The organism is Cedecea sp. B1(4) (assembly GCF_059414925.1).
Map to the genome: position 1 here is coordinate 1 of NZ_JCAHMZ010000006.1, position 15,169 is coordinate 15,169.

At 53.6% G+C, this 15,169-nt stretch carries 16 protein-coding genes; 9 read left to right on the forward strand and 7 right to left on the reverse strand.

Annotated features, from left to right (window positions below; genetic code table 11):
• A partial coding sequence (locus ACR6JA_RS12640) for a hypothetical protein (RefSeq protein WP_494599141.1) occupies positions 1 to 223 on the forward strand: 223 nt, incomplete at its 5' end.
• A 316-nt stretch (positions 224 to 539) separates the two neighbouring features.
• Here the strand turns inward: ACR6JA_RS12640 and ACR6JA_RS12645 are convergent.
• Positions 540 to 1,745, reverse strand: coding sequence for an SIR2 family protein (locus ACR6JA_RS12645; RefSeq protein WP_494493602.1), 1,206 nt, complete (start codon positions 1,743 to 1,745; stop codon positions 540 to 542).
• A 673-nt stretch (positions 1,746 to 2,418) separates the two neighbouring features.
• Between ACR6JA_RS12645 and symE the strand changes: the two genes are divergently transcribed.
• Positions 2,419 to 2,757, forward strand: a complete 339-nt coding sequence (gene symE / locus ACR6JA_RS12650) for an endoribonuclease SymE (RefSeq protein WP_494493603.1) — start codon at positions 2,419 to 2,421, stop codon at positions 2,755 to 2,757.
• Between the two features lie 86 nt (positions 2,758 to 2,843).
• Here symE and ACR6JA_RS12655 read toward each other — a convergent pair whose 3' ends face one another.
• Positions 2,844 to 3,194, reverse strand: a complete 351-nt coding sequence (locus ACR6JA_RS12655) for a helix-turn-helix domain-containing protein (protein WP_061278075.1) — start codon at positions 3,192 to 3,194, stop codon at positions 2,844 to 2,846.
• A gap of 335 nt (positions 3,195 to 3,529) precedes the next feature.
• Here ACR6JA_RS12655 and oqxA point away from each other — a divergent pair, with 335 nt between their 5' ends.
• Positions 3,530 to 4,708 (forward strand): multidrug efflux RND transporter periplasmic adaptor subunit OqxA, encoded by a 1,179-nt coding sequence (gene oqxA / locus ACR6JA_RS12660; protein WP_494493604.1) that lies wholly within the window; start codon positions 3,530 to 3,532, stop codon positions 4,706 to 4,708.
• Between the two features lie 23 nt (positions 4,709 to 4,731).
• Positions 4,732 to 7,884: a multidrug efflux RND transporter permease subunit OqxB gene (gene oqxB / locus ACR6JA_RS12665; protein ID WP_494493605.1), complete on the forward strand. Its 3,153-nt coding sequence runs from the start codon at positions 4,732 to 4,734 to the stop codon at positions 7,882 to 7,884.
• Between the two features lie 102 nt (positions 7,885 to 7,986).
• On the opposite strand, the gene oqxR is transcribed toward oqxB, so the two are convergent.
• From oqxR to ACR6JA_RS12680, 3 genes are all read right to left on the reverse strand, one after another.
• On the reverse strand, positions 7,987 to 8,466 hold the full coding sequence (gene oqxR / locus ACR6JA_RS12670) for an efflux pump transcriptional repressor OqxR (protein ID WP_008458195.1): 480 nt from the start codon (positions 8,464 to 8,466) through the stop codon (positions 7,987 to 7,989).
• Positions 8,467 to 8,757: 291 nt separating this feature from the next.
• Positions 8,758 to 9,342 carry an HI_0983 family protein gene (locus ACR6JA_RS12675; protein WP_213716543.1) on the reverse strand — a complete coding sequence of 195 codons (585 nt, stop codon included), beginning with the start codon at positions 9,340 to 9,342 and terminating at the stop codon, positions 8,758 to 8,760.
• A 110-nt stretch (positions 9,343 to 9,452) separates the two neighbouring features.
• Complete coding sequence (locus ACR6JA_RS12680) at positions 9,453 to 9,638, reverse strand: hypothetical protein (protein ID WP_494493606.1); 186 nt, start codon at positions 9,636 to 9,638, stop codon at positions 9,453 to 9,455.
• 91 nt (positions 9,639 to 9,729) lie between these two features.
• On the opposite strand from ACR6JA_RS12680, the gene cbpA reads away from it, so the two are divergent.
• From cbpA to ACR6JA_RS12700, 4 genes are all read left to right on the forward strand, one after another.
• On the forward strand, positions 9,730 to 10,656 hold the full coding sequence (gene cbpA, locus ACR6JA_RS12685; protein WP_494493607.1) for a curved DNA-binding protein: 927 nt from the start codon (positions 9,730 to 9,732) through the stop codon (positions 10,654 to 10,656).
• Positions 10,649 to 10,954 (forward strand): chaperone modulator CbpM, encoded by a 306-nt coding sequence (gene cbpM, locus ACR6JA_RS12690; RefSeq protein WP_213716547.1) that lies wholly within the window; start codon positions 10,649 to 10,651, stop codon positions 10,952 to 10,954. Before cbpA ends, cbpM begins: the two co-directional genes overlap by 8 nt.
• A gap of 149 nt (positions 10,955 to 11,103) precedes the next feature.
• Positions 11,104 to 11,463, forward strand: coding sequence for a KPN_00521 family repetitive protein (locus ACR6JA_RS12695; protein ID WP_213716550.1), 360 nt, complete (start codon positions 11,104 to 11,106; stop codon positions 11,461 to 11,463).
• Between the two features lie 137 nt (positions 11,464 to 11,600).
• The gene (locus tag ACR6JA_RS12700) at positions 11,601 to 12,056 is read left to right on the forward strand and encodes a GNAT family N-acetyltransferase (protein WP_213716552.1); all 456 of its coding nucleotides are present in this window, start codon (positions 11,601 to 11,603) and stop codon (positions 12,054 to 12,056) included.
• Between the two features lie 197 nt (positions 12,057 to 12,253).
• Here ACR6JA_RS12700 and ACR6JA_RS12705 read toward each other — a convergent pair whose 3' ends face one another.
• A complete protein-coding gene (locus ACR6JA_RS12705; protein WP_213716555.1) occupies positions 12,254 to 12,934 on the reverse strand; it encodes a nitroreductase in 681 nt (226 codons plus the stop codon).
• 120 nt (positions 12,935 to 13,054) lie between these two features.
• On the opposite strand from ACR6JA_RS12705, the gene ACR6JA_RS12710 reads away from it, so the two are divergent.
• On the forward strand, positions 13,055 to 13,987 hold the full coding sequence (locus ACR6JA_RS12710; protein ID WP_213716557.1) for a LysR family transcriptional regulator: 933 nt from the start codon (positions 13,055 to 13,057) through the stop codon (positions 13,985 to 13,987).
• Here the strand turns inward: ACR6JA_RS12710 and ACR6JA_RS12715 are convergent.
• Positions 13,944 to 15,110 (reverse strand): alpha/beta fold hydrolase, encoded by a 1,167-nt coding sequence (locus ACR6JA_RS12715; RefSeq protein WP_494493608.1) that lies wholly within the window; start codon positions 15,108 to 15,110, stop codon positions 13,944 to 13,946. The genes ACR6JA_RS12710 and ACR6JA_RS12715 overlap by 44 nt on opposite strands.
• Between the last annotated feature and the right edge of the window lie 59 nt (positions 15,111 to 15,169).

Below are 15,169 nucleotides of genomic sequence, written 5' to 3' on the forward strand. Positions count from 1 at the left end.
CCGTTTTGCAGGGATACTTACAGGTCTACCTCGTATGCTCACGAAAAAAATATCGATTGCTAACAATATAAGATTCGAAAGCGAATACCTAACTCTTCATTACGTTATTGATCATTTAAAGTCTATTGAAGATATTATAGGCTTATCAGCTTCGATAGGTGCAAGCCCTATGGAGGAGTATATCTTGAATAATTTCCTTGAAGGTGTAGCATATAACCGATAAGTGAAATATCGGATGGCAGGTCGCAATGAAATTTATATATAATGACATTAAGGCTAGCCCGATAAGAAATTTACGCATTAAGCACACCGATTCTGGTCTGAACAGAAGTGCGTGCTTGAGCTACATCCATTTTAATTATAATTCTATTTCACGCGCAATACTCTCCACGCCACTTCCGCACACTCTATGGGACGTTTTAATATAGATGCATGAAGGAACTCAGGCCATACCACCACAAGTTCGACGGAGTTTGGCCTGAAGCTTTAAGAAAAACGAAGCTAATTTGTAACATTATTGACACAAATCTTATAATTAATCACTGCGTTAGCTCATTCAGTATTGGAGAAATCTCATCATAAGAATCAATCCATATAACATTTACTCCAAATGAGTTTGCATCTATTTCCTCAAATTTATGTACTGTTTGTAGTAATGAAGTAGCAATGGCATCTTCATCGATATCCAGTTTTCTCTCAAAATTTAGATCATGACCATTTATAATTTTTTTAATGTTAGTAATTATATCATCCTTTGAATACCTGCGTTTGATTAGAAAGTGAGGTTTGGATTCATTACCCCTGAGATTTTTAGCAGTATCGAGTAATCGCCTCAGATTTGGGTCAGTAAAAGAATGCCCAACAAACAAACAATTACCATCTTTGAATTTATTTAATTGAACCATATTACTCCAATGGTACAAATCCATATATTGCCTATGATAACTTTCATCAGATAGGACTAACTCATCATCAAAGTCTATATTCCCCTGCAATGGAAGGAAACCATGAACATGATATATTGGTAACTCATCATTCTTCGCATGCTGTCCGGTCTTAGATATAACTTTAAATTTTATCCCAACATCTGCCTTTGTTAGTGTCTGCTCTAAAATATCATCATAATTATATGTAATAACAGAATCTAAGCCAGGTGACTTGCCAGCAGATATGCATAGCTTTTTAATGGCTTTTAGACTTTGACTTTCAGTATCGTCATAATATTCATATAGAACATGCTTTATTTCTTTTTCTAGTTTAGTGTCAACTCCATCAAACTGTAGCTTTAAATACCTTGCTGCTATTAACGCATTTGGTCCAAAAACCTCATTAAACAATACAGAAACCATTTTTTGGTTTTCATCCTTTTCGTCTAATGCTCGCGCCAATAATCTTTTTAATAGCTCATTCCACGCGGGTATCTTATATTCCAATGATATACCAGCACCCAATACAAGAACCAAATTTTCTTCTTTAAAACTATTTTTCAAATTCTTTAACACTGTAGCTTTAGTTGCTTGAGACTGTCCTTTAACTTTAATCTCAATATCTTTGAATCCTCCGGTAGCAAATTTTTCAACAACTCCGGAACTAAAAAACTCAGATACTCTTGACAAGCTCGATAAAGCAACGGTTGAAGCGGCCAATGCCATTGCATCAGCCATAGAACTTTTTCCTACCTGATTATATCCATCTTTATTTTCTCTCTTGATTTCCTTTATTTCTTTTTTATCTTGCTCTTTCATTTTAGCGACCTTAATGGTAGTGATAACTATATATTTTCGTTAAAGCAAATCAGACAACTCTCGCGTCCAATATCTTAGTTAGAGCAGTAAAGCAATGAACAAAGCAGGTCTGTATTTCTTTTTTAAATACCGCTACTCCTCACTACCTTACTTATCCACAAGTACCAAAAAAAATACCTACCTCTCTTAACACATAGAAATAAAATAAGAGAGATAGAACGCATTATCCGGGCTCTATTTTAGGGCAGTTTAACTAAAGTGCTGGTTTGTATCCCTAGGCAGGCCAGCATTGATTCATCGCGAATATCAGCCAACATATGCGCTTCGTCGGGGACGATGGAGTAACTATTCAGATCTGTTAGCAACAGAATAACCAATAGCACACCGGTTTTTATCAATAACCGACAACAGCTAAAGAGAAGAAATACTAAACAAATAAAAGATATTTTCCCCCTACCATTTTTTGGGAGGCACATTCCATTTATCTTCCCATTCTCTCAGCCAACCCCTCCAGCAAGGTATAATTCCCGCATGAAGCAATCAGAAAGCACAAACCAAAAGCAGTAAGAGCAGAAGTAAGAGAGCAGTAAGAAAAGAAACCAAAAGAAGCGCGATTAAGGCAGGCGGCAACCCGCCCTAACCGCTAATCACAACCAACTTTAGGGAGTTGATCATGACTGACAAGCATAGTAAGCCAGAGAAGCACATCCCCACAACAACAAGGGCTTATACTGTGGGCTACATTCGAGATTCGAAAAAATTCCAGCCCTCACCCGCCATAACGCTAAATGGGTTCTGGCTTGCGGAAGCGGGTTTTGATACGGGCACGAGCGTGGAGGTGCGGGTTCTGCCGGGCTGCCTGATATTAACGACCAAAGAGCCTCAGCCACCGGAGGAAGAGCCGGAGATCATGCAGACGCTGCGCAAGGTGTGTAAGTTTTCCGCCCGCAGGCAGAAGCAGGTCAAAGCGTTTATCGAGGACGTGATCGCGCCGAAGCCGCGCAGAGTCTAAAGGGTGACGCCAACCCCGGTGTCACTGCCGGGGTTTATCGTCGGGTGTAACCAAGCATAAAGCGGATTTCCCGCATGCAGAAAACCTCAGGCTCCATAGCGGTTCCCAGTGTGCGCCAGCTGCCGGCGCCACACGCCCGGCGCGATGCCGTACTGGCGCTTAAAGCTGCGGTTGAAAGACTGCTGCGAGTCAAAGCCCAGGGAAATCGCCACGTTCAGGATCGGCTCTTCGGTGCGGCTTAGCCGCTCGGCGGATTTCTTCAGTTTCTGCGCACGAATGTACTCGCCCAGGTTGTAGCCGGTGTGCTGCTTGAAGATCCGCTGCAGGTGCCACTTCGAGTACCCTGCCCGCTCGGAAACGGTATTGATGTCGAGGCGGCTGTCGAGGTGGTTATCAATCCAGCCGAGTAAATCATGCATGAAGGCATCGGTGCTCATTGTCTCTCTCCCCTGCGGGTTTGTTAAAAGCATCTTTATCAGTTGCATTTAAATCTGACCTGCTTTGACAATAATTGCAAGTTTTATTGTTACATTAAATCCTCGTTACAAATGGGCCTTTTTCGAATGGCACAAATAGCACATAAAGTGCAACAATTATTCTTGCACTTAGTTCTACGCCTTCCTACAATCGCCGCGATACTGTATTCGTAATTGATACACATTTTGTGCCGATGAGCGACACAAACGGCCTCAGGTCAGCCCGGACAAAGGAAGTGGCGCGGCACCCTCCGCTGCGTCTTGCCCGGCCGACTTCAACTATCGGAATAAGAATAATGAGCCTGCAAAAACATTGGGTTAGCCTTCATCTGCGCGTGTTGGGGCCGGTACTGCTTGCCGCGCTGCTCGCCGGATGCGACCGGGGAGTCGCACAAAACGCCGTGCCGCAGGCACCAGCCGTGAGCGTTGCCGACGTGGTGGTGAAACCCGTTAGCCAGTGGGATAGTTTTAACGGCCGCATCGAAGCGGTGGAAAGCGTTCAGCTCCGCCCCCGCGTCTCCGGCTACATCGACAAAGTGAACTACACCGACGGCCAGGAAGTGAAGAAAGGTGAAGTCCTGTTCACTATCGACGACAGAACCTACCGCGCCGCGCTGGAGCAGGCGCAGGCGGCGTTGATGAGAGCCAAAACCCAGGCCAGCCTCGCCCGCAGCGAAGCCAGCCGCACCGACAAGCTGATCGGCACCAACGTGATCTCCCGCGAAGAGTGGGAACAGCGCCGCTCCGCCGCCACCCAGGCTGACGCCGATATTCGTGCGGCCCAGGCAGCGGTTGACGCGGCGCAGCTAAACCTCGACTTCACCAAAGTCACCGCCCCGATCGACGGCCGCGCCAGCCGCGCGCTGATCACCAGCGGTAACCTGGTCACAGCGGGCGACAGCGCCAGCGTGCTCACCACCGTGGTCTCCCAGAAGACGGTTTACGCCTACTTCGACGTGGATGAATCCACCTATCTGCACTACCAGAACCTCGCCCGCACCGGCCAGGGCGCGTCCAGCGACCATAAAGCCCTGCCGGTTGAAATTGGCCTGTCCGGCGAAGAAGGTTACCCGCATCAGGGTACCGTGGATTTCCTCGACAACCAGCTCACCGCCAGCACCGGCACCATCCGCATGCGCGCCCTGTTGGATAACGCCCAGCGTCAGTTCACGCCGGGGCTGTTCGCCCGCGTTCGTCTGCCGGGCAGCGCGGAGTTCCAGGCGCTGCTGATCAACGACAAAGCGGTGCTGACCGACCAGGACAGAAAATACGTCTACATCGTGGATAAAGACGGCAAGGCCCAGCGCCGCGACATCACACCGGGCCGCCTCGCTGCCGGGCTGCGCATCGTGCAACAGGGACTGAGCCCTGGCGATAAAGTCATCGTCGACGGGCTGCAGAAAGTGTTTATGCCGGGTATGCCGGTGAACGCGAAACCTGTCGCCATGGCCGCTACCAGCGCTGCCGTTAACTGATCCCTTACCAGAGAATCCGACGCATGGACTTTTCCCGCTTTTTTATCGACAGGCCGATTTTTGCCGCGGTGCTGTCGATTCTGATTTTTATTACGGGGCTTATCGCGATCCCGCTGCTGCCGATCAGTGAATACCCGGACGTCGTGCCGCCAAGCGTGCAGGTACGGGCGGAATACCCTGGCGCCAACCCAAAAGTGATCGCTGAAACCGTGGCGACGCCGCTGGAAGAAGCGATTAACGGCGTCGAAAACATGATGTACATGAAATCAGTCGCTGGCTCCGACGGCGTGCTGGTGACGACCGTGACCTTCCGCCCGGGTACCGATCCGGATCAGGCGCAGGTTCAGGTGCAGAACCGTGTTTCCCAGGCCGAAGCTCGCCTGCCGGAAGACGTTCGCCGCCTCGGCATCACCACCCAGAAACAGTCGCCGACGCTGACCCTGGTGGTGCATCTGTTCTCGCCGAACGGCAAGTATGACTCGCTGTACATGCGTAACTACGCCACGCTGAAAGTGAAGGACGAACTCGCGCGACTGCCGGGCGTCGGGCAGATCCAGATTTTCGGCTCCGGCGAATACGCCATGCGCGTGTGGTTGGATCCGAACAAAGTGGCGGCGCGTGGCCTGACGGCCTCCGATGTGGTCACGGCGATGCAGGAGCAGAACGTGCAGGTCTCTGCCGGTCAGCTCGGCGCAGAGCCGCTGCCAAAAGCGAGCGATTTCCTGATCTCCATTAACGCCCAGGGCCGCCTGCACAGCGAAGAAGAGTTCGGCAACATCATCCTGAAAACCGCCCCGGACGGCTCGCTGGTTCGCCTGCGTGACGTGGCGCGTATCGAGCTGGGCTCAGGCAGTTATGCCCTGCGCTCCCAGTTGAACAACAAAGATGCGGTCGGGATCGGTATCTTCCAGGCCCCTGGCGCCAACGCCATCGATCTGTCTAACGCCGTGCGCGCCAAGATGGCCGAGCTGTCCACACGCTTCCCGGAAGACATGAAGTGGGCGGCACCTTATGACCCGACTGTGTTCGTCCGCGACTCCATTCGGGCGGTGGTGCAAACCCTGCTGGAAGCGGTGGTGCTGGTTGTGCTGGTTGTGATCCTGTTCCTGCAAACCTGGCGCGCGTCGATTATCCCGCTGATTGCCGTCCCGGTTTCAGTCGTGGGGACGTTCAGTATTCTTTATCTGCTTGGCTTCTCGTTGAACACGTTGAGTCTGTTCGGGCTGGTGCTCGCCATCGGCATCGTGGTGGATGACGCCATCGTGGTGGTGGAGAACGTCGAGCGTAACATTGAAGAAGGGCTTGCCCCGCTGCAGGCGGCGCATCAGGCCATGCGCGAGGTTTCCGGGCCGATTATTGCTATCGCCCTGGTGCTGTGCGCAGTGTTCGTGCCGATGGCGTTCCTCTCCGGCGTAACCGGGCAGTTCTACAAGCAGTTCGCGGTGACCATCGCCATTTCGACGGTGATCTCGGCGATTAACTCCCTGACGCTCTCCCCGGCGCTGGCGGCCCTGCTGCTGAAGCCGCACGGCGCGCCGAAGGACATGCCTACCCGGCTGATCGACCGCCTGTTCGGCTGGCTGTTCCGCCCGTTCAACCGCTTCTTCCACCGCAGTTCGGACGGCTACCAGGGACTGGTGAGTAAAACCCTTGGCCGCCGTGGTGCGGTGTTTGCGGTGTACGTGCTGCTGCTGTGTGCTGCCGGAGTGATGTTCAAAACCGTGCCGGGCGGGTTTATTCCGACCCAGGATAAGCTCTACCTGATCGGCGGCGTGAAGATGCCGGAAGGTTCTTCGCTGGAGCGCACTGACGCAGTGATCCGCAAGATGAGCGAAATCGGGATGAACACCGAAGGCGTGGATTACGCGGTGGCATTCCCTGGCCTCAACGCACTGCAGTTCACCAACACGCCGAATACCGGCACGGTGTTCTTCGGCCTGAAGCCGTTCGGTGAGCGCAAACATACCGCGGCGGAAATTAACGCCGAGATCAACGCCAAAATCTCGCAAATTCAGGAAGGCTTCGGCTTCTCAATTCTGCCGCCGCCAATTCTGGGTCTGGGCCAGGGGTCTGGCTACTCGCTGTATATCCAGGATCGGGCGGGCTTAGGCTACGGGGCGCTGCAAACCGCGGTGAACACCATGTCCGGCGCGATCATGCAAACGCCGGGGATGCACTTCCCGATCTCTACCTACCAGGCGAACGTGCCGCAATTGGATGTGCAGGTAGACCGCGACAAAGCCAAAGCCCAGGGCGTGTCGCTGACCGACCTGTTCGGCACGCTGCAGACTTATTTGGGCTCGTCCTACGTGAACGACTTCAATGAGTTTGGTCGTACCTGGCGCGTGATGGCTCAGGCCGACGGGCAGTTCCGCGACAGCGTGGAAGACATCGGCAACCTGCGTACCCGCAACAGCCAGGGTGAAATGGTGCCGATCGGCAGCATGGTGAAAATCACCACCACCTACGGACCGGATCCAGTGATCCGCTATAACGGCTACCCGGCGGCGGATCTCATCGGCGATGCCGATCCACGCGTGCTCTCTTCCGCACAGGCGATGACTAAACTGGCCGCCATGTCCGGCCAGGTATTGCCGAACGGGATGAACATCGAATGGACGGATCTGAGCTACCAGCAGGCAACACAGGGCAACACGGCGATGATCGTATTCCCGGTGGCGGTACTTCTGGCGTTCCTGGTGCTCGCCGCGCTGTACGAAAGCTGGACGCTGCCGCTGGCGGTGATCCTGATCGTGCCGATGACCATGCTGTCCGCGCTGTTTGGCGTCTGGCTGACCGGGGGCGATAACAACGTGTTCGTCCAGGTCGGGCTGGTGGTGCTGATGGGCCTGGCCTGTAAGAACGCCATCCTGATCGTCGAGTTCGCCCGCGAGCTGGAGATGCAGGGCAAAGGCATTATGGAGTCCGCTCTGGAAGCCTGCCGCCTGCGTCTGCGCCCTATCGTGATGACCTCGATTGCCTTTATCGCCGGGACTATCCCGCTGATTCTGGGCCATGGCGCGGGGGCAGAAGTGCGCGGCGTGACCGGGGTGACGGTGTTCTCGGGTATGTTAGGGGTGACGCTGTTTGGTCTGTTCCTGACGCCGGTGTTCTACGTCACGCTGCGTAAGCTCGTTACGCGCGGCAAAACCCAGGCAAAAACAGTCGAGGCGTGAATGCCATAAATCAGGCGGTGTAAAAACTGCCTGATTAGCCCAATAAAAAACCGCCTTTCAAAGAGGCGGTTTTTTTATTTCTGCGGAAAGTGGCTGCGACGCTTAATGGCCTTTTTTGTACAGCGCCTCTAACTCAGGCACCGGCTGGCAGCCGCTGGTATCGCTCTTTTTCACTTTCTCCAGCGCGCTGGCCACGGTATGGCGAGCCAGCACCGCCAGCGACGCCTCTTCGGCTTCTTCCGCAATCGTTTTAAAGTACCAGCAGGCGTTGGCGCTCACCACGCAGCGGGCAGGCACGTCCGGGCGGGAAGCCCAAATCTTTTTGTCTTCAATCACCGACAGGTAAATATCTCGCAGGGTTATCTCTTCGGCCGGGCGGCCAAGATGAATGGAACCGTTGCGCCCCAGCGTAGAGACAATAATGCCGTCGCGCGTGAGGGGAACCATCAGTTTACGGATAAAGCTCGGGTTGGCTTCCAGGCCGTAGGCGAGGATTGCGCTGGTCGAACGTTCACCCATTTGCTCCGCCATCGCTACGCTGAGAACCATCTGCAAAGCTGTCGGGAAGCGGTAATCTAACATTTCATTTTCCTGGGTCGCGGTGGATCTTGTTCTTTTTGGCACCGCTTAGGTGAATAAGCAATCAGCACAATATAACAAATGTCAGGTTTTTTTTGAAGCAATCTGAGCTTTCCCTGGGACCCAGCTCAAAATAATCGAAAGCTCATTTTCAATAAGTTACGAGAGTAAACTATTCAATAAATGAATTTTGGCAGGCCGGTAAATTAATTCAAGTCTTTGCCATGCTGAATAATAAGTCATGCAGCTGAGGTTTAATAAAATGCCCCGGCCTGATTTGACCGGGGACCCGGGTTAGCGGCACTCCGCTTTCCAGTTTAACGCCTGCAATGCCGCCATATCTTTGTCGTTATCCGCCTTAATACGCTTCACCATGTCGTTTTCGCTTACTTTCACGTCGGCGGGATACTGGCGGGCAAACTGCAGGTTGACGATGCCGCCGCAGGCCTCACGGGCGAGCCACACGTCAGACTCGTAGCCGCTTTGCTTTGCGTCCCCCGGCTTCGGCAGATAGATAATCCGAACCTCGGCCACGTCGCCATTTTTCGCTATATCGAAATGTGGCTTCGGCACCGTGCGGTTTAACTCCACCGCCGTCGCCTGCATCCAGCGGTCAAGCGGGGCATTGAGTTTGATCTGATTAACCGTAATCAGCCGGGTCCACTGCCAGTTTTCGGCTTTTTCACCGTCGGTGGTGTATTCCCACACCGCCTGCTGCGGCGTTGAGCGAGTGAAGGATTGCCCGTAAGTTTTCCCGGCAAAAGCGATGCTTTGCGGAGCGCTCAGGTCTTTAATTTGCGATGTTTTTGCCGACTGCGGGCCAGCACAGGCGGCCAGCAGAAAAGCAGATGCCAGGGTAGCGATATGATAAGTTTTCAAAAACGAGATTCCTTTTAGTCTTTATTAAAATATTCCAGAGGCAGGTGCCCGGAAAATACGCGATCATTCTCCGATCTCAGACCATAGAAGGAAGTGCACTAAATTTCAATTCAGTAAGTCTGAAACTGGCGGGCGATCAAATAGATCGTTTTTCCATGCTCAACTAATTTCTCAATCGAACGTGGCGGATAAAAAAGTGAATTAGCGTTTTTCCCCCACCAGCGCAATAAAGCCTGATTTTGGATAAAAGCGCCCGGCCCGATCGTTAATCGCATCGACAAAAATCCTACTCTCATCGCCCCACCTTCCCGCAACGGGCCTATACTTATCGGCGACACTTTTCCGCACGTTCTGTTCTGCATGCACCGATTTATGCGAGATAACGCTATGGAATTAAAGGATTATTACGCCATCATGGGCGTGAAACCGACGGACGAACTCAAAACCATCAAAACCGCCTACCGCCGCCTGGCGCGCAAATATCACCCCGACGTCAGCAAAGAGCCCGACGCAGAAGCCCGCTTTAAAGAAGTGGCGGAAGCCTGGGAAGTGCTGAGCGACGAGCAGCGCCGCGCGGAGTACGACCAGATGTGGCAGCACCGCAACGACCCGCAGTTTAATCAGCAGTTCCACCAGGGCGGCGAGCAAAGCTACAACGCCCAGGACTTCGAAGATATCTTCTCGTCTATGTTCGGCCAGCAGGCCAGGCATTCTCACCAGCCGCACGCCGCGCGCGGCCACGATTTAGAAATCGAAGTTGCCGTATTCCTCGAAGAGACGCTGGCCGAACACAGCCGCACCATCAGCTACAAGCTGCCGGTTTATAACGTGTTTGGTATCGTCGAGCAGGAAATCCCGAAAACGCTGAATGTAAAAATCCCGGCAGGCGTCGGAGACGGGCAGCGCATTCGGCTCAAAGGCCAGGGCACACCGGGTGAAAATGGTGGGCCAAACGGTGACCTGTGGCTGGTGATTCATATCGCGCCGCATCCGCTGTTCGACATTGTCGGCCACAACCTTGAAGTCGTGGTACCGCTTGCCCCGTGGGAAGCCGCGCTGGGGGCAAAAGTCGAGGTTCCTACGCTCAAAGACAGCATTCTGATGACCATTCCTGCCGGCAGCCAGGCCGGGCAGAAACTGCGTATCAAGGGCAAAGGGCTGGTCAGCAAACAGCACACCGGCGACCTGTTCGCGGTGATCAAAATCGTGATGCCGCCTAAGCCGGATGAAAACGCTGCGGCGCTTTGGCAACAGTTGGCAGACGCCCAGTCGGCGTTCAATCCGCGCAAAGATTGGGGGAAAAATAATGGCTAACGTCACCGTCACTTTTACCATCACCGAGTTCTGTCTGCACACCGGCATTCAGGAGGATGAACTCAATGAGATCGTCGGTCTTGGCGTCGTCGAGCCTTACGATTTTGAGGTCAAACCGTGGCAGTTTGACGACCACGCGATCAACATAGCGCAGCGGGCATTGCGGTTACGACGAGAATTAGAACTCGACTGGCCGGGCATCGCCGTGGCGCTCACCCTGCTGGAGGAGAACGAACGCCTGCGCCAGGAGAATCGCCTGCTCCGGCAGCGGATTGGGCGCTTTATTCGCCACCCATAACCACCTCTTCTGGTGGATTATTCAGCAGAATATATCCACCAGCCGTGAACATCCTGAATCATTTAGGAATATTACCTAAGGCAACATCCGCTTCGCTGTGCCAGGCTTATTCACGGTCATAAGGACTGATAACGTTTGTTGAGGATATTATGAAAAAAACGATCATCGCTTTATCTGCAATTCTGCTGGCTGCCCCTGTTTTTGCCGCGACCACCACACATGCAACCGATGAGACCGTCGCCGCGGCACATGAAGGCGCGAACACCGCCAAAGAGAAACTGCACGAGGCAGAGAACAAAGGCGAAGAGCTTAAGCTCAAGTCTAAACACGCCGCCGAAGGGAAGAGTGACAGCACGGGGAGCAAGATAAGCGAAGGCTCCCAGAAGGCTTGGCATAAAACCAAAGAAGGCACCGAAAAGGGTTGGGACGCAACCAAAGAAGGTGCTGAAAAAGGCTGGAATAAGACCAAAGAAGGCGCAACTGACCTGAAGAAAAAGGTTACTGAATAATTAGCCGTCTCTGCACAATAAGCCGCGAAAGCGGCTTTTTTATACCCGAAATCCGAGAGTCACTCATAAGAAGATCGAATGAGTCAGCCGCTTCGTCCATCGCTATACTTTGAAAAAACAACGACTCAGGGATTACGATGTTCACTATTACCCCCTGCTCCCCCGCAGCCCCTGAACTGCAGGCGCTAGTTGCCGAACTGGATGCCTTCCAGGAACAGCTCTACCCCGCGGAGAGCAATCACTGCGTTGAATTAACCACCGTTGCAGAAGGCAACATTCGCTGCCTGCTGGTGCATAATCAGCAGGCCGAGGCCGTCGGCTGCGGCGCTCTCCTGCTACAAGATAACGGCGAAGGCGAGCTAAAAAGGATTTTTATTAAACCGTCTTCCCGTGGCTTAAAGCTGGGTGAAACGATAGTCGCCGGACTGGAGACTGAAGCTCGTCAGGCTGGCTGTGCCGTGCTGCGGCTGGAGACCGGTATTCATCAGCAGCCGGCCATCAGGCTCTACCAAAACTGCGGCTATTCGGTATGCGAGGCTTTTCCCCCCTACCAGCCCGATCCGCTAAGCATTTTTATGGTGAAGCATCTCTAGGGATACTCTCTGGCAAAATATGCGTGGGGGATTTGCCTCACGCTTTTTTAAACACCCCTGAAGCTGATCCCGGTCTTCGCTATGCTCAGCTCAGCGCTGATTCTTGGCCAGGTACACGATCTCGCCAGCGCGCTTTCGCTGGCGGCGATCCTACTGGCCCTGGTCATCGGCATGAAAAAAGAGCGTCCGCTCAGCCGCTAGTTATGCAGCGTCACGCTGTCGTCCACGCTCTGGCGCCACATGCGAACCTGAGCAGAAGGCGCATTCGGGTCGGCATAGCCGAAGGAGATCCCGAACAGCAGGCGATAATCGTCCGACACGCCAAGAATTTTACGCGTCGCATCGGCATGGAAGCCGAGCAGCGTCTGCGGAATGCCGGCAAAACCGCGCGCTGCCAAAGACAGCAGGAAGCTCTGCCCGTACATGCCGATGTCGGACGCCACGCGCACGTTGTCGCCAAACGAGGGCATAAACAGGAACGCTACGTGTGGGGCACCGAAGAAGTTGAAGTTACGCAGATACGCTTCACGACGCTTCTCTTTATCGTCCCGGGCGATACCAAGCGCATCGTAATAAACCTTCGCCTGGCGCTGGCTGCGCTCGTAATAATCTCCGTGAAAATCGTCATAGCTGAAGCTGAAATCTGGCGTGACGTTACCCGCCGTATCGTTCTCAATCATCATCTTTTGCAGCGCATCTTTGGTTGCGCCGGAGGCAATATGGACGTTCCACGGCTGCGTGTTGCAGTTGGATGGAGAATGCTGGGCATCCTGCAAAACATCCCGAATTTGTGCCTCTGTCAGCGGCGTAGGCAGAAACGCTCTGGATGAAAAACGCTGACGTACGGCTTTGTCAAAAGCTAAAACTGTATTGCTCATACCATCCTCTCTGTGCTTGCCCGGCGAAACCGGACATCGTTACTTGCCGGGGAGGATAACGCTGCCGGACGTAGCGAAAAACCGTATAATCCATTAAGGACTTTTGCGGAAATTGCACAAATGAAAGATCTGAGCCAAATAAACGCGCGCTCAATGCGCCTCTTCCTTGCCGTCATCAACGAAGGCAGCTTTTCAGAAGTGGCCCGCCAGGAGAACCTTTCCCCCTCTTCCGTTTCCCGCACCGTAATTCAGCTTGAGCAATCGCTGGAGACACAGCTGCTTTACCGCAACACGCGAGCCGTGGTCGCCACCGAAGCGGGGAATATTTACGCTGCAGCGTTCAGGGAAATGCTGAGCCAGCTTGAGCAGGCGCAAAACCAGATTGGCGAGCGCCGCCAGCAGCCCGGCGGCGTTCTTCGCTTCAACGCGCCGGTGTCTTTCGGCCTACGTCATATCGCCCCGTGGATTGCTGAATTCAGCGAACGCTATCCGGCGCTGCGGCTGGAGCTAAACCTGACCGATAACTACATCGACCCGCTGGCGGACGGCACCGATCTGCTGCTTCGTATCTCGCCGATGCAGGACAGCTCGCTGCACGGACGTTTTATTACCCGCCAGCGCGCTTATCTGGTCGCCAGCCCGGCCTATCTCGCACGCTACGGCACACCGCAAAAGCCCGAAGAGTTGCACAGCCATAAACTGCTGGCCTACCGCGGTCTAATGGGGCTTCAGCGCTGGTATTTCACACAGGGAGAAGAAAGAATACAGCTAACGCCGGAGCCTAAAATCGTTTCTGGCAATGCTGAGATGCTGGTGAAAGCGGCAGAAGATGGCGCAGGGATCGTGCTGTTCCCGGACTGGCAAATCAGCGATGCGCTACGGGCCAAGCGGCTTATCCCGATGATGACGGATTACACCGCGTCCTACAGCGCCACCGACCATTCACTCTATATGCTCTACCCCGGCGGGCGTTTTCCGTCGCTCAACACCCGCACCGCGATAGACTTTTTTATGGCGAAGTTTGGCTCTCCGCCCTACTGGCAGGACGCTTAACTCGTTTATCGCCAATCCATTGCATAAACTCGCCGACGTGATTAGCCCACAGATCCGGGCGCGTCATGGTGAAATGCCCCGGCGATGTTGGGGTGCCTGCCTGCACCACGTAGCGGCCCTGTTTTAGCTTCGGCACTTCAGTTTCCAGCACACGCAGGCTGTCCGGGTTGAACTCGTCATCCGAAAAGTTCAGCGCATACAGTTTGGTGGTGATTTTGTTCAGGTCAGGCTCCGGGTTATAGCTGAAGGAGGATCTGAGCGAATAAATCACATCGTTGGTGTCGATATGGTTGGCGGTGAAACGGTTGTTCGCCAGGAACCTGTCCGCCGCGGCCCCGTCCGGGATCGTTCTTTGCAGATCCGGCGCGCTGTCGATCATCATTCGCAGGATGTTGTAGCCCTGAAGCCAGCTCTCAGGCGCCTGCGTATAATTGCCGTTGTGCCAGGCCGGATCGGCTCGCACCGAGTCCACGATCATTCTGCGCCATAGCAGATTACGCCCGGAGACCTTGATCGGTAGCGACACCACCGGCATAACGCCGTCCATCATATCCGGGTACGCCACCGCCCACTGCCAGGCGTTCATGCCCCCCATCGACATCCCTATCACGGCATGCAGATGTTTAATGCCCAACGTTTCGGTCACCAGCTTGTGCTGCAAATCAACCATATCGCCGTAATCGTAGTTGGGGAATTTAGCCTTTAAGCCGTCGCTCGGCTTACTCGACTGGCCATGGCCAATGCTGTCGGCAAAAATCAGATAGTAGCGGCTCGAGTCCAGCGGGCGGCCCGGATCGTAAAGGGATTTGGTCCAGACAGGGCTCAGCAGCGCCCGGCTGTCCGCCCCGGTCCAGTGCAGCACGAGGATCGCATTATCAATCTCTCCCTGCGCATTTCGATGCGCTTTCCCGAGCGTGGCGTAGTGCAGTTTCACCTGAGCCAGCGTTTCGCCATCCCGAAATTTGTAGTCATTGGATACGGCATTGGCCTGATGTGCCGCCGGGTTGAGCTGAGTGTCCCAGGGAGCCGCGGGGGCTGCAAATACGGGGCTGGAGAGCCCGGCACCGGCCAACAAAAGGCTTAAAAGCAGACTGATTTTCGTAAGGGTACGAGTAGGTTTCATCAAGGTTACCTGAGTTAATGAGCGACTGTTCTCTGGCGTCGGACTGTTTAAAACTTGCC